Annotated in this window: 12 protein-coding genes and 2 pseudogenes; 11 read left to right on the top strand and 3 right to left on the bottom strand. The window is 38.5% G+C overall.

The genetic code is table 11. The features are described from left to right. Window position 1: 1 nt before the first annotated feature. Window positions 2-1,879, bottom strand: coding sequence for a DNA mismatch repair endonuclease MutL (gene mutL / locus A6733_RS05330; RefSeq protein WP_092402221.1), 1,878 nt, complete (start codon window positions 1,877-1,879; stop codon window positions 2-4). A 49-nt stretch (window positions 1,880-1,928) separates the two neighbouring features. Between mutL and A6733_RS05325 the strand changes: the two genes are divergently transcribed. From A6733_RS05325 to hfq, 11 genes are all read left to right on the top strand, one after another. Continuing rightward, window positions 1,929-2,546 carry a DedA family protein gene (locus A6733_RS05325; protein WP_176696138.1) on the top strand — a complete coding sequence of 206 codons (618 nt, stop codon included), beginning with the start codon at window positions 1,929-1,931 and terminating at the stop codon, window positions 2,544-2,546. A gap of 80 nt (window positions 2,547-2,626) precedes the next feature. Beyond that, window positions 2,627-3,055 carry a nucleoside-diphosphate kinase gene (gene ndk, locus A6733_RS05320; protein ID WP_092402227.1) on the top strand — a complete coding sequence of 143 codons (429 nt, stop codon included), beginning with the start codon at window positions 2,627-2,629 and terminating at the stop codon, window positions 3,053-3,055. 12 nt (window positions 3,056-3,067) lie between these two features. Then, window positions 3,068-4,147, top strand: coding sequence for a dual-specificity RNA methyltransferase RlmN (gene rlmN, locus A6733_RS05315; RefSeq protein WP_092402230.1), 1,080 nt, complete (start codon window positions 3,068-3,070; stop codon window positions 4,145-4,147). A 14-nt stretch (window positions 4,148-4,161) separates the two neighbouring features. Then, window positions 4,162-4,968, top strand: a complete 807-nt coding sequence (locus A6733_RS05310) for a tetratricopeptide repeat protein (RefSeq protein ID WP_092402233.1) — start codon at window positions 4,162-4,164, stop codon at window positions 4,966-4,968. A gap of 94 nt (window positions 4,969-5,062) precedes the next feature. Beyond that, window positions 5,063-5,755, top strand: a complete 693-nt coding sequence (locus tag A6733_RS05305) for a helix-turn-helix domain-containing protein (protein ID WP_278183869.1) — start codon at window positions 5,063-5,065, stop codon at window positions 5,753-5,755. A gap of 25 nt (window positions 5,756-5,780) precedes the next feature. Further along, entirely contained in the window at window positions 5,781-7,025 is a 1,245-nt protein-coding gene (gene ispG / locus A6733_RS05300; protein WP_420885930.1) for a flavodoxin-dependent (E)-4-hydroxy-3-methylbut-2-enyl-diphosphate synthase, read from the top strand. A 23-nt stretch (window positions 7,026-7,048) separates the two neighbouring features. Then, window positions 7,049-8,314 carry a histidine--tRNA ligase gene (gene hisS / locus A6733_RS05295; protein ID WP_092402239.1) on the top strand — a complete coding sequence of 422 codons (1,266 nt, stop codon included), beginning with the start codon at window positions 7,049-7,051 and terminating at the stop codon, window positions 8,312-8,314. A gap of 6 nt (window positions 8,315-8,320) precedes the next feature. Then, the gene (locus A6733_RS05290; RefSeq protein WP_092402242.1) at window positions 8,321-9,004 is read left to right on the top strand and encodes a YfgM family protein; all 684 of its coding nucleotides are present in this window, start codon (window positions 8,321-8,323) and stop codon (window positions 9,002-9,004) included. Then, a complete protein-coding gene (locus A6733_RS05285; protein WP_092402245.1) occupies window positions 9,001-10,413 on the top strand; it encodes an outer membrane protein assembly factor BamB family protein in 1,413 nt (470 codons plus the stop codon). The genes A6733_RS05290 and A6733_RS05285 overlap by 4 nt, the downstream gene beginning before the upstream one ends. A gap of 12 nt (window positions 10,414-10,425) precedes the next feature. Next, complete coding sequence (gene der / locus A6733_RS05280) at window positions 10,426-11,790, top strand: ribosome biogenesis GTPase Der (RefSeq protein WP_092402248.1); 1,365 nt, start codon at window positions 10,426-10,428, stop codon at window positions 11,788-11,790. A 110-nt stretch (window positions 11,791-11,900) separates the two neighbouring features. Beyond that, window positions 11,901-12,161 carry an RNA chaperone Hfq gene (gene hfq / locus A6733_RS09400; RefSeq protein ID WP_092411579.1) on the top strand — a complete coding sequence of 87 codons (261 nt, stop codon included), beginning with the start codon at window positions 11,901-11,903 and terminating at the stop codon, window positions 12,159-12,161. 73 nt (window positions 12,162-12,234) lie between these two features. Here hfq and A6733_RS10165 read toward each other — a convergent pair. Continuing rightward, window positions 12,235-12,882 (bottom strand): annotated as a pseudogene (locus A6733_RS10165) (TolC family protein); the annotation flags it as partial. Between the two features lie 713 nt (window positions 12,883-13,595). After that, window positions 13,596-14,176 (bottom strand): annotated as a pseudogene (locus tag A6733_RS08950) (hypothetical protein); the annotation flags it as partial.

The following is a 14,176-nucleotide window of genomic DNA, read 5'->3' as shown; positions in this document are numbered from 1 at the left end:
TTCATTGTCCTCGTAAAAATAGCTTGTTTAATTCATTAATAGTAAACTGGTGCCATGTTGGTCTGCCGTGATTGCAGTAGCCACCATTTGGTGTTTTTTCCATGTCCCGTAATATTTGGTTCATTTCTGTAATTGTTAGTTTTCTGTTTGCTCGTATAGCTTGATGGCAAGCTATAGTTGATAGAATTGCGTTTATTTGTTCTTCTACTGCATGGCTTTCGCCAAAGTCATATATGTCATCCAATACCTTCATTATTAAATCATCAACTGTATTTATATTAAGTATTTGTGGTATAGAATGGACAGATAATATGTTTTCTGCAATTAATTTGGCATTAATTCCAACCTCAGTAAGTTGATTTTTATATTCCTCGAAAGTTTTAGTTTGTAATAAGCTTAGTCTGAGAGTTGTAGGTAATAACAGATTTTGAATAACTAGTTTTCTATTGTGTACTTGATTTTTGAGTTTCTCGTACAAAATTCTTTCGTGAGCAGCATGCATGTCAATTATAATCATCCCTATATCATTTTGAGCAAGTATGAAGCATCCATGTAGTTGTGCTATTGCCTCTCCAAACATGTATGTATTACTGTTGTTTGTCGTTTTGTTATTATTTGTATCGCATTTTATTGTTCTTGCATGTAATTTTTCTCTACTCCCATCAATATGGGGTTTATTTGATCGGATTTCCACCATTGGCGGATTATCTTTTATTACTGTTTGCTTTTTTACAGGATTTGCATTTTCTTTATAGGTTGGTTTTTCATCATTTATACTATTTTCTGTTTCCGTTTTGAGAGCCTCTTGATCTGTTTCCGTTTTGAGAGCCTCTTGAATAGGCAACAATGGATATACAGTAGTCTCAGGAATAGTGAGTGAAATTTGTTTGTTTGGCAGTGTAGTTAAAACTTCCTTTACGGCATGATAAATTAGTTTATATATCGTTTGAGCTCTACGAAAACGAACTTCTAGTTTTTGTGGATGTACATTTATGTCAATTTCCTGTGGCGGTATTTCTAAAAAAAGTACGTACTCATAGCACTGATGATGGTGGTGTATATCTTTATACGCATTGCTTATGCTTTGGCTAACTAATTTGTCTCGTATAAATCGGTTATTAACATAGAAAAATTGTTTTTCTTTAGAGGATTTTTTTAGGGTGGGATTACTTATGTATCCCCATATCTTATATCCATCTAGTAAGTGACTTAATTGCTTGGCATTTTGCCAGAATTCATCCCCCATAACTACAAGTATACGCTCTTCAGGAGAATTTTTTTCAAACTGGAAGCGTACAGCCTTTTCATGGAAAACATGTAAGCGTATTTCAGGATGAGCAAGAGCAACTTTTCTTACTATGTCTTCACAGTGAATTAATTCTGTTTGATCTGATTTTAGAAATTTTCTTCTTACCGGGGTATTAAAATAAAGATGAGATACCTCTATTGTGGTGCCAATAGGTCGTGAAGCTGCTTTTATTATTGCTTTTTCATTTCCCATTATCTGTATACTTGTAGCTTTCTTACTATGTTCTGTGCGACTAATAATTTTAAAGTGTGATACAGAGGCTATAGACGCCAACGCTTCGCCTCTAAATCCAAATGATCTGATTGTTTCCAGATCTTCGAAGCGACATATTTTACTGGTAGCATGTCTTTGAACAGATAGTATTAAGTCATGTTCTGAAATTCCATGGCCATCATCATCAATTTTTATTAACCTGCTACCACCTCCATCCAGTCTTATTGTGATATTCTCGGATCCTGCGTCTAGGCTGTTTTCTAGTAGCTCTTTAACTACTGCAGACGGTTTGTCAATTACTTCTCCAGCGGCAATTTGGTTTATGAGTTGATTGGGTAAAACTTGAATTTTATTCATGGTTCTTTTGATATCCTTATGTTTGATTGGAGGTGATGTCTTGTTTCACTTGGATTTACTTTTAAATGCTGAAAGCCTATTATCTTGGCTATTGAGAGAACGTCCCAATAGTGTCTATTTTGCCCTATTTGTTACTTTTTTTTTAGAGAGTGGTGTTTTCTTTATGCCATTTTTGCCTGGGGATTCTTTGTTGTTAATAGCTGGTATGGTTTTACCCAGGGGAGAACTACACATAGAATACCTATTGACAGCTGTCGTTTTAGGGGCTTCCCTGGGTAATATTTTTGGATACATGACAGGATTTCTACTGAGAAAGTGGTTGGGCTTTGAAGAGACACTTGCTCTAGGGTTTTTTGATAAAAAGTTGTTGGTACGTGTTCAAAATTTCTTTACTGTTTATGGTAGTTTTTCAGTTTTGCTTGTTCGCTTTATGCCGTTTTTTAGGACATTTTTCCCATTTCTAGCTGGAGTTTTTCGTACTCCTATTTATTCTTTTTCAGCTTTTAGCTTTTTGGGGTCGGTTATCTGGGGCTGTTTTTTTGTTTTTGTTGGAAAATTTCTAGGCAAATGGTCATTTATTCAAGAATTTTTGGGAATTCTAACCATTTTTGTGATTTTGCTATCTGCTTTTTCTTTTTTCCTATGGTTGTATAAGAGACGTAAGTAGGGTTTATATTATCGAATGGATGGTACTAATGGTCCTTTTAAGTTATAAGATTGTGTATCCTGATTCTTTTGGGGGGTTGAATGTCGATTGAATTGACTTTATCTATAATCAAGCCTGATGCTGTTCGTAAGAATTTAATTGGAGCTATATACCAACGTTTTGAGGAAGCTAATTTAGAGATAATTGCTGCCAAGATGATATGTATATCTGCAAAGCAAGCAGAGGAGTTTTATTCCGTACATAGGGATCGTCCTTTTTTTAATGATTTAGTTTCCTTTATATCATCTGGTCCAGTTGTGGTTCAGGTCTTAAGGGGAGAGTCTGCGGTTATCAAAAATCGTGACATTATGGGAGCAACTGATCCTAAGCAAGCTTTGCCTGGGACTATACGTGCTGATTTTGCTTCTAGTATTGACGAGAATGCGGTACATGGTTCTGACTCTCTGGAGAGTGCTAAGATTGAGATTAACTATTTTTTTTCTCAAACGGAGATTTGTGAGCGTTCCTGATAGGACCAAGTCATGAATTTGTTTGATTTTAATCGTCATGATTTATCCGTTTTCCTTAAAGGGAAGGGTTATCGTGGGTACTGTTCTGATCAGATTTTTCAATGGCTTCATCAGCGTCTGGTTAGTGACTTTTTTTCTATGTCTAACCTTTCTAAGGCTTCGCGCTTGGAATTTTCCGGCATTTTTTCTTGTCAGGTTCCAACTGTTGTACGTGAGCACTGTTCACTTGATGGTACATTAAAGTGGCTCTTATCCGTTGGTGAGGGTAACGCCGTTGAAACTGTCTACATTCCGGAAAAGCGTAGAATTACCTTATGTGTATCATCTCAGGTTGGATGCGCCTTGGATTGTGCGTTTTGTGCTACTGGAAAGAGTGGCTTTAACCGGAATCTTACAACTGGGGAAATAGTTGCCCAATTGTGGTTGGCTAATCGTTATTTGAGTGACCGCTATCCTGGGGAAAATAGGCGTATTACTAACGTTGTTTTTATGGGCATGGGCGAACCACTGGTTAATTTTGAGGCTGTTATGCGTTCTGCTAGTATAATGTTGGATGACTTTTCTTACGGATTGTCTAGGAGGCGGGTTACTATATCAACATCTGGAATTGTGCCTGCCATAGATCGTATGGCGGAACGTTGCCCAGTTGCTCTTGCCGTTTCACTTCATGCCTCAGATAACGAGTTGCGCGACAAGCTAGTTCCAATAAACAGAAAGTATCCACTGCATCAGCTTATGGCTGCATGCGAGCGCTACATAGAGCACTCTCCTAAGAAATTTATTACTTTTGAGTATGTTATGCTAAAAGATGTTAATGATACTACTAGTCATGCAGAGAAATTGATTAATTTATTGAAAAATATCCCATGTAAAATTAACCTTATACCATGGAATCCGTTTCCATCTGTTTCTTTTAGTTGCTCTACCAATCAGTCTATTTTGCGTTTCCATAACTGTTTATGCGATGCCGGACTAGTATCTACCATTAGAAAAACACGTGGTGATGACATAGATGCTGCGTGTGGGCAGTTGTCAGGAGAGGTAAAGGATTGTACACGTCGTGGTGTGCTTAGATTGCAGAAGAATCATTAGAAAGGTTACATATTATGTATCGTTGGTGTGTTCGTCTGATCGTTTTTCTTTCTATACCATTTATACTGGTTGCTTGTTCCGGCTTATTTGGTAGATCTGCTGATATTAATGTCAAGGATAGTTACCTCCCCGGGGTAGAGCCTGTAAATGGCCCCCTGTATAGGTCGAAGATACACGTTGACCTAGCTTCCGCGTATTATGAGAGGGGTAAGTATGGTATAGCATTGGAAGAAATTGGTAGAGCAATTAAGGCTCGATCTAACTATGCTCCTGCCTATAGTTTGCAGGGTGTGGTTTATGCACATCTGGGTGAGTGGACAAAGGCACGTAGATCTTTTGTAGTTGCCTTTAGAAATGATCCCAGAAATCCGGATATACAGAATAACTATGGTTGGTTTCTTTGCCAGACTGATCATCCTCAGGATGGACTTCGCTTTATCAAACTTGCTTTACAAAATCCTTTGTATGAAACTCCAGATAAAGCTTATAGCAACATGGCCTACTGTAACCTGGAGTTGCATGAATATTCTGCTGCCCTAAAGGCTGCAGGTAGGGCAATTTTGTTAAATCGTGACAATGTTCAGGCCTACTTTTATCGTGGACGTGCTTATTGGTATTTGGCAGATTATGGTCGTGCTCAGGCCGATGTTAAGAAAGTGCTTGGGCATTATCAACTAATTACTCCAAAGACATTACAGCTTGCTATAGATGTTAATAGGAAGCTTGGGTCTGAAGGTGGAAAGAATGATGTTTATGTGAATGTGCTGTTGACGCGTTTTCCAGATTCTCAGGAAGCTAAGGCGTATGTTCAGCAGTCCTAGGTTCATCTGTTGTAGTGCGAGGGCTTATGTTTAATCAGGAAGATAATTTAGGTAGTTTGTCCGTATTTTTTGAGCAAGCAAGAAAAAAAAAAATATAACTATTGAGGATGTGGCTCAGTGCCTTAAGGTTAGCTGTTCTCAGGTTCGCGATCTTGAGAACGGTGACTACTCCCGCTTGCCGGGTGAGACTTTTGTACGTGGTTTTATACGTTCTTACTGTAGGCTGTTGGATGTTAGCTCTCAGGAAGCTATGCTCCACTATAACTCTTCTTTATCCCCTGCTAAGAGCGATTCTGAAAGTCTTCGTGAGGCTAGTCCGACGTTCATTTCTCGTTTTCGTGATAGGTTGTTTTGTCGTTTTGACTTCTTTCGTAGCCCATGGATTTTGTTTTCTACGATCTTTTTTCTTGCTGTCGTGGGGTCTGGAATAGGAAGATTTGTGTGGATACACAATCATCAAGATTTTTCATTAAGTAAGGTATTACCAGAGGATCCGGTACTTACCCCTACCAGCCAGACTAACAAGACAAGTGAAAATCTTTCTGAGTTGGATGTACGTGCCTTTAGGCAGACTTGGATGATTGTGCATGATTCTCAAGGACATGCCGTATTTTCTGGAGATTTGTCTACTGGTAAAGTATACAAATTGCGTGCTTTGTTGCCATTGTCAATTGTGGTTGGTGATATTTCGGCTATTAGTATGACTCATAACGGCAGACCTCTAGGTCATCCTAAGCACATTACTAAGAGCTATTCTAATAATTATGTGCAATTCTACTTAACCTAAGTTTTTGTAGTGGGGGAGGGTAGTTATGTCGAGTAGTGGTATTAAATTATGTAGCCGGCTGAATACGTACCCTGTTTTCGTGGGGCCGGTGTGTGTTGGAAATGGCTCACCTGTGCGTGTTCAGTCTATGACCAATACTGATACTGAGGATCCTATTGCTACTGCCATTCAGGTTGCAGAGTTATCACGCGCTGGTTCAGAGATGGTTAGAATTACTGTTAATACCCCAGCGGCTGCGAGATGTGTTCCTGATATCTATGAGCACCTAGACAAGATGTCAATTCGTGTTCCTATAATTGGGGATTTTCACTACAACGGACATACCTTACTCTCTAACTATCCCGAAATGGCCAAATTACTAGATAAGTACCGTATTAATCCTGGTAATGTTGGTTTCGGTGCCAAGCATGATAAAAATTTTTCTCAGATAATTGATATAGCAATAAAAAATGAAAAACCTGTTCGTATAGGTGCTAATTGGGGCAGCATGGATCCTGCCGTTTTGGCACGTATGATGGATAAAAATTCTAAATCTTCTAATCCATTGCCTTCTGGTGCAGTTTTACGCGAGGCACTAATTACCTCTGCCCTAGATTCTGCCCATTTTGCTGAAAGCTTGGGACTACCCAATAAAAAAATTATTATTTCGTGTAAAGTTAGTTCTGTGCAGGATTTAATATCTATCTACAGAGATTTGGCACGTCGCTGTCACTACCCCTTACATCTCGGTTTAACTGAGGCTGGTATGGGTTCAAAAGGAATAGTGGCATCAACTGCTGCTTTATCGATACTCCTGCAGGAGGGTATTGGGGATACTATTCGAATTTCTCTTACTCCTGAGCCTGGAGGCTCCAGAACACAAGAGGTGATTGTGGCCCAACAGATTTTGCAGTCCATGTCCATAAGGGCATTTTCTCCCATGGTTACTGCTTGCCCTGGTTGTGGTAGAACCAGTAGCGACTTTTTTCAGCACCTAACCGTAGTGGTTGATAAGTACCTGCGTGAGAAAATGTTGGTGTGGCGCAAGTTCTATGATGGTGTTGAATCTATGACCGTCGCTGTTATGGGGTGCGTTGTTAATGGCCCTGGAGAGAGTAGGCATGCTAACTTGGGGATTTCTTTGCCAGGAAGTGGGGAGGATCCGTTTTGTCCAGTTTTTTGTGATGGCGTAAAGGTGGAGACGCTTAAGGGCGATCATATCGTTGAGGACTTTTTAGCCATTATTGATAGGTACGTAGAGAACAATTATCCCAAAAGAGCTATTATCTAATAACATTTATTGGTTGGCTGTTTATGTCATCTGGTTTGTATTCTATTCGCGGTATGAACGATCTTTTTCCTGATCGGGCCCGTTTATGGGATTATCTTTTAGGCTTGACTGCTAGAGTATGCGGTGAATTTTGCTATGATAGGATAGATTTTCCCATTGTCGGTCCGACTGCTTTATTCTGCCGTGCTATTGGAAGTGATACTGATATAGTTGAAAAGGAGATGTACTCTTTTACTGACAATCTTAATGGAGATAAATTGGCACTTAGGCCAGAGGGAACAGCCTGCTGTTTGCGTGCTGTTGCTGAAAATAATATGACCTATGGTAGACAGCAAAGATTGTGGTACCACGGGCCGATGTTCCGTCATGAACGCCCACAAAAGGGACGCTATCGCCAGTTTCATCAAATTGGAATTGAGTGTTTTGGTATGTCTCATGAATATACAGAGCTTGAGATATTACTTCTAAATAGCGAGCTTTGGAGGTGTTTGGGAATTGGTGATTCATTAGAATTACATGTTAATACCATAGGAACATTAGAGGAGAGGCGTCTGTATCGCAGGGTTCTTGTAGATTATTTTTCCTCTCATATAGATTCATTAGATGATGATTCCAGGAGACGTTTGTACAGTAATCCATTTAGAATCTTGGACACTAAGAATAAGGGTATGCAGAGTATCGTTTCCAATGCTCCCACTTTTTTCAAAATGTTAACTACTGAGACGCAGGATAGATATCATGAGTTTCTATCTACTTTGACAGAAACTGGTATTCCCTACATTTGGAATAATCGTTTAGTGAGAGGATTAGATTATTACAACGGTGTAGTGTTTGAATGGGTTAGTAATCAACTTGGAAGTCAGTCGGCAGTTTGTGCTGGAGGTAGGTATGATGGGCTTGCTAAACAATTAGGCTACAGTAACATATATGCTGTTGGCTGTGCTATTGGTATTGAGCGTATAGTAGAGTTGTGCTCTGATAAAATATTGCCTGGTGGTGCAATTCGTTTGTATGCTGCTCATGTAGGTATAGAGGCTTTTTATAAACTTCACAGTTTAGCGCGTGACCTAAGGCTTGCTGGGTGGTCGGTTATTGTTCATCCTGGTGTAGACCCGCTAGGTGCGCAAATTAAAAGAGCTGATCAGTTTGGTTGCTCTGCTGTTTTAATTATAGGTGAGTCGGAGTTAAAAGAAGCTTCAGTATGCATTAAGTTTTTAGCTAGTGGTCAACAAGTAAAGATTTGTTTTGAGAAGTTACAGCAATTCTTGATAGACTCATTGAAAGGATAGATTTTTATGGCTATATGTAGTCAAGAAGAGCAAGAGCACATTGAGTTTTTTAGGGATTTGTTTCAAAGATACTCACCTCTTATTGTTTCTATGCTTGTGATGTTGATGCTAATTTTTACCGGGCATTATCTTTTCCGTTGGTACCATAACAAGAAGGATTATCAGGCTCTTTCCTATTACTCGTTGTTTCAAAAATCCCTTAGAGACAATAATCTTTCTCAGTCTAGACAGGCCCTTAGTTACTTGCAGAGCAACTTTTCTTCATCTCCGTATACATATTTGTCTTCTCTTAGTTTTGCTAGTGAAGCAGTGCGCGATGATAAGCCCGGTGACGCTATGTCTATACTATCTTGGGTGGTAAGAAATGGCGGGCAGCCGTGGTCTACTATAGCTATATTGAGGGTCGTTCCAATTGCTATTGATTTAGGTCAATATGGTAAAGCGAAGGATTTTTTGTCTATGTCATCATTGCCAGAATTTAAGCCCCTTATTTTGATGGAAAGAGGAGATGTGGAAAGTGCTATGAAGAACTATAGTAAGGCACGTGATTTGTACAAGTCAGCCATTGTTCTCATTTCTGATAGAGCATCTGTTCATAATAAGTCGAGGGGTGTTCATGATGCGGAGCTTCAGAATACTTTAATTGATTTGCTTGAAAAGCGTATACGTTATGTAGAAAGCGTTAAATGAATGTTAGTCGGTTTGTATTTATTGTATTGCTGTCGTTGCCATGCTACCAAATTTTCAATGTAGCACACGCAAATGGCCCTTCTACCTTATCTTACATGCATAAGGGGGATAATAATTCGTACTCTAGCTTACGCAAGGGAGTAGTGGCTCGCAACGTTGGTAGCTTATCTAATAACACAACGGTCCCCCATAAAAAAAGTGATGAGTTTGTAGACACTATCAGTAAAAGCGGTGGACCCAATAGCAGCGTAGATATACCAAAGACTAATGCTGATTTGTCATATGTGTCTAGTAATGATGAATATTCGTCAAATGGTGATAAACATGTCAAGCCATCTCTTAAGCATATTTCTAGTGGCGGTAGCAGTGTCTCAAAGTTTTTATTGTCTTGGACACAGACTGTGCCATATGTTTCTGGGCGTGTTCTTACTCTGGTACCTGCTATTACGGATGATGGCACTGTAATTGTTTCTTCCTCCAACGGGCGTGTACGTGCCTTTTCTATACTTTCTGGGTCCAACAAGTGGGGTATAGATTTGCCTGATTTATCTGCTGGTGTTAGTGCTAGCGGTGACCTGTGTTTTGTAGTATCTAATACGGGTACTGTGTATGCTATTTCTATTCATAACGGACATATTGTTTGGAGAAATTCACTTGGTGAAACAATTACTTCCTTACCTGTCGTTGATGGTGGTAGATTGTTTCTTAGGGCAATTAATGGTTCAGTTTTTTCTTTGGATAGAAGCACTGGAGAGACTATCTGGACTTTCTCTGGTACTCAGACACGTGATTTATTAGTGAGAGATTCTGCCCCATTAACTATCTATGCTTCCTATATATTTGTTCCCTCTCCGCAGGGACAGCTATTTATATTGGATAAGCATACAGGGCACCTCAACACTTCTCTGATTTTATTTCCTGCCCAAGGAATTGATGATGTAGAGCGTATGACAGATTTGGTAGGAGACGTTTTTTATCTTGACAATGATACCGTGTGTGTTGCCTCTTTCCGCCATGCCGTGGGTTGTTACAAGCTTAAGGAGAGAAATTTTTCTTGGGTAAGTAATATTAGCTCGTTGTATGGAGGTGTTTTTAGGGATAGGAATATTTTTTTCAGCAGTGATGATGGGGTCGTGCATTCTTTTGATTTGGAATCGGGTAACCAGCTGTGGAAATCAGAGTTTTTGGGAGATACTCTTATAACCAAGCCGGCTTTATTCAAGGGCTATTTATTAGTTGGTGATCGTTCAGCTCATATGAATATATTAGATTCCACTACGGGATTATTAGTGCGTCGCTTACAGTTTTCTCGTAGTACATCATTTGTAAGTGCACCTAGTGTTTGGAGGGACTATATAGTTGCTATATCCCAAGATGGCCATGTTTTTTGTATCCACTATGTTAGTTGACGGTTTTATTTTATGAGTTATCCAGTGGTGGCTTTGGTAGGATCAACAAATGTTGGTAAGTCTACCTTGTTTAATCGTTTAGTAAGGTCTAGAGATGCTCTGGTCGGAGATACTCCTGGACTGACTCGCGATCGTCATTATGCTCGTGTGGCGTGGAGAGGGCGTAACTTTATTATTGTTGATACTGCGGGAATCCTCTCTAGTGCTTTTTGTAATGTTGATTATCTATCACGAGATCAGTCATGGTTGGCAGTAGATGAGGCTGATGTGGTGCTTTTTATGGTGGATGGTCGTTGTGGTTTGACTACAGAAGATCATTACGTTGCGGATAAACTTCGTATTAGGGGCAGTAGTGCGTTGTTGGTTGTTAATAAAACAGAGGGTGGTGTGGGACATGTTATGTCTTCAGACTTCTTTTCATTGGGGATGGGAGAGTTATTTGCTATTTCAGCCTCACATGGAGAAGGAGTTGCTACCCTTATGGACCATGTTGTACAAAATTTATTGCCACCAAATATTGATTCTTTATCAGAATCTGATTCCGTTTCTCCTGGTGTAGCTAAAGTTCCCCGTATAGCTGTTATAGGACAGCCTAATACCGGCAAATCAACATTTATTAATGCTCTGTTGGGTGAAGATCGTGTTGTTGTAGATAAAGAGGCTGGTACAACTAGAGATGCTGTATGTATAGATTTTTTTGATAAAAATTATAGATTCCAGTTAATAGATACGGCAGGAGTTCGTAGACGTAGTAAAGTAACCGATAAAGTAGAAACACTTTCTGTTGTTAAAACTTTGCAGGCGGTTCATAGTTGTGATGTGGCCGTACTTTTTATAGATGCTGTTAGGGGTGTTGCTACTCAAGATTCTCATTTGTCAGGGTATCTGGCTGATGAAGGGCGAGCAGTAGTTCTTGTTGTAAATAAGTGGGAGTTGCTTGATGATTATCAACGTAAAAAATTGAAGGAATCACTTAAACATCATATGTCTTTTTTTTACTTTGCTCCCGTATGCTACATTTCGGCTTTGAATGCTAAAGGCATTTGGGATGTTATTAAAAAAGCTATGCTTGCTTATGAATCAGCTAATCGTAGTTTTTCCACATCTCAGTTGACTAGAGCTTTGTTAGATGCAGTCTCTCGACATAATCCTCCTAGAGCAGGATACAGTAGACCTAAGCTAAGGTATGCGCATCAAGGAGGGCACAATCCTCCTGTTATAGTTATACATGGCAATTCTACAAAGTTTATCTCTGATGGCTATAAGCGCTATTTATCGAGGTTTTTTAGTAAACAGTTTTGTGTTGAAGGAGTACATTTGCGAATCGAGTTTAAGGGGAACAAAAATCCATATGTATCCTCTATAATTAAAGAATAAAAAAATACATATTTTTTAAAAATGGGTAAAAGTAAGGGACTTTATGGATAGGATCCTGTATATTATGTTTTTTTTCAACGAATGCTATCTTTGTGGTTAACGGAGTGACTATGAGCAATAATAAAGGCCAGACGCTACAAGACCCTTTCTTGAACGTTTTGAGGCGTGAGCATGTTCCCGTTTCGATCTATTTAGTCAATGGAATTAAACTTCAGGGGCAGGTTGACTCTTTTGATCAGTATGTTGTTTTGTTGAAGAACACCGTAACTCAGATGGTATATAAACATGCCATTTCGACGGTTGTTCCTTCTCGGGCAATTTGCTTTGAATCAGAAAAGGTTCAGGATTTGGGTGATTCAGCCCTTTCTTAGAGGGGGCTGGATCATTAGGGTTGTTGATGTCTTTGTTTTCTGTTTTTTGTCTTGTCCAATGTCCTCCCATAGATTTGTATAGGGAGATGATGTTTTCCAGCTGCTCTTCTTTTCTTTCTTGAAGGGACGCTTTCTCTTTGAGTTCATTTATCTTCTGTTTTGCCAGTGTTAGGTAGTCTATATTGCCTAAATAATGCTCTTTTTCCAGCTTATTGTAACTTTCCTGGGCCATGGAGGATATGCTTTCTTGTTTCTGTGCTGCCAGCATGGATGCATGTAGCTCTATGTAGGCACGTTCAACGTCTGCTAGGGCCTTAATGATAGTGTCTCGGTATTTTTCTTTATGACGCTCTACAGCATCTTTTTTGGCACTAACCTGTCTTCTCAGAGTTTCAGAAAAGAATGGTATTGAAAGGGAAAATCCAAGATTGTAAATCGGACCAGATAGACTATTACCGGATATATTAATGCGTTGTTCGTTTATGTCATAGGCAAACATTAGTTGAGGATATAGAGATGCTTGTGCTGCACCTACATCATGCATTGCAGACTTGAGTATGTGGTATTGAACAGCAACATCCCATCTTCTATTTAATACATCAATTGGTAAAGGAGCAGTAGGTATAGGAGCCTTTCTAATTATGCTATCAATATAAAATTCTCCTTCATGGTTAAACTCAAATTTTTCTGGCAATTTACCTAAAAGAATTGCAAGCTTCATCGTATATAATTCTATAGCTTTTCTAATCTCAGATTTCTTTATCTCCAAATTTTTATATGCGCTTGCAATGGTATTCCTATTTTCTAAATCTAAAAAACCAATTGCCCATAGTTTTTCAGAAAAAGATAACGCCTTATTTTGCCATTCAATCATTTCAGAAATTATTTTTTCTCTATAGAGTAACGACATAATATGAATGTACGTCTTTGCTACTTCTGTACTTAAAAGAAGTTTAGAAGCATGTTTGCTACTGTTAAGAGATAAATATTTCTCGTATGCAGAAAGTTCTTGGCTTTTTTTGACACCAAACAGATCCATTTCCCACTTTATTCCAAATCCTTGCTGCACTCCAAAATATTCAATATCCTTGGGAAAGAGAATTTTTTGTCTTCCAACTTGAGCAGAAGCTCCAATGTTTGGCCAGGACTGTGAGGATCTAATACCCATTAGATCCCTACTTTCTTTTATTCTTGATAAAAGCTGGCGATAATCAGGATTACCATCTAGTGCTTTATTTATAAGATCAGATAATCTTGGATCGTCCCAAAAAGTCCACCAATCAGATCTGTAAACTAAGGTTGTGCCCTCAGGAATATCTACATTTTCCTGATGTGAAAAATGTGATGGTGGTAATACTGGGTAATCAATATACATATCACGCCTTAGGCATCCTGAAGTGATAAGTACAGCAACAATGAAAAAATTTTTCGATTTCATGGCTTAGGCTTATTTTTTGTAAAATAATCGAATTCGATTTTACCATCAACCGCTGTATGATTGTCAGTTAAATCTAATCTAATTGCATCCTCAGCATTTTCTTTTACTTTATTAGGAACATCTAATGCACCTAAATTTCCAAAATCAAATGTAATTCTGTCACTATCATATTTTTTCGTCTTACTACTCTTACTTTTATTAGGATAAGATTTAGTTTTCTTTCTTGATACATGACCATTATGTTTTGTTTTATTAGCATTATTAATGCCATCAAATTTTATATCATCTGAAAAACTATCCTTTTTTAATTCAAGTTTACCCTTATTTTTTACTTTTGTATCTTCTTCATCAATATCAGACTTCGATTTAGTACTTACTTTTGTATCTTCTTCAGATAGATCAGTGTCTGTATCACTATCAAAACTATCTTCTTCATCAATATCAGACTTTGATTTAGTACTTACTTTTGTATCTTCTTCAGATAGATCAGTGTCTGTATCACTATCAAAACTATCTTCTTCATCAATATCAGACTTTGATTTAGTACTTACTTTTGTATCTTCTTCAGATAGATCAG

Source organism: Candidatus Ichthyocystis sparus, assembly GCF_900078745.1.
Classification (GTDB): Bacteria; Pseudomonadota; Gammaproteobacteria; order Burkholderiales; family 2013Ark19i; genus Ichthyocystis; species Ichthyocystis sparus.
Note: the sequence above shows the minus strand (reverse complement) of the source record. Positions and strands in the feature narration are given on the sequence as shown.

Coding starts and splice junctions, on each gene's coding strand:
- mutL (WP_092402221.1), bottom strand. CDS start 1,879: ATGAATAAAATTCAAGTTTTACCCAATCAACTCATAAACCAAATTGCC.
- ndk (WP_092402227.1), top strand. CDS start 2,627: ATGTCGATTGAATTGACTTTATCTATAATCAAGCCTGATGCTGTTCGT.
- rlmN (WP_092402230.1), top strand. CDS start 3,068: ATGAATTTGTTTGATTTTAATCGTCATGATTTATCCGTTTTCCTTAAA.
- A6733_RS05310 (WP_092402233.1), top strand. CDS start 4,162: ATGTATCGTTGGTGTGTTCGTCTGATCGTTTTTCTTTCTATACCATTT.
- ispG (WP_420885930.1), top strand. CDS start 5,781: ATGTCGAGTAGTGGTATTAAATTATGTAGCCGGCTGAATACGTACCCT.
- hisS (WP_092402239.1), top strand. CDS start 7,049: ATGTCATCTGGTTTGTATTCTATTCGCGGTATGAACGATCTTTTTCCT.
- A6733_RS05290 (WP_092402242.1), top strand. CDS start 8,321: ATGGCTATATGTAGTCAAGAAGAGCAAGAGCACATTGAGTTTTTTAGG.
- A6733_RS05285 (WP_092402245.1), top strand. CDS start 9,001: ATGAATGTTAGTCGGTTTGTATTTATTGTATTGCTGTCGTTGCCATGC.
- der (WP_092402248.1), top strand. CDS start 10,426: ATGAGTTATCCAGTGGTGGCTTTGGTAGGATCAACAAATGTTGGTAAG.
- hfq (WP_092411579.1), top strand. CDS start 11,901: ATGAGCAATAATAAAGGCCAGACGCTACAAGACCCTTTCTTGAACGTT.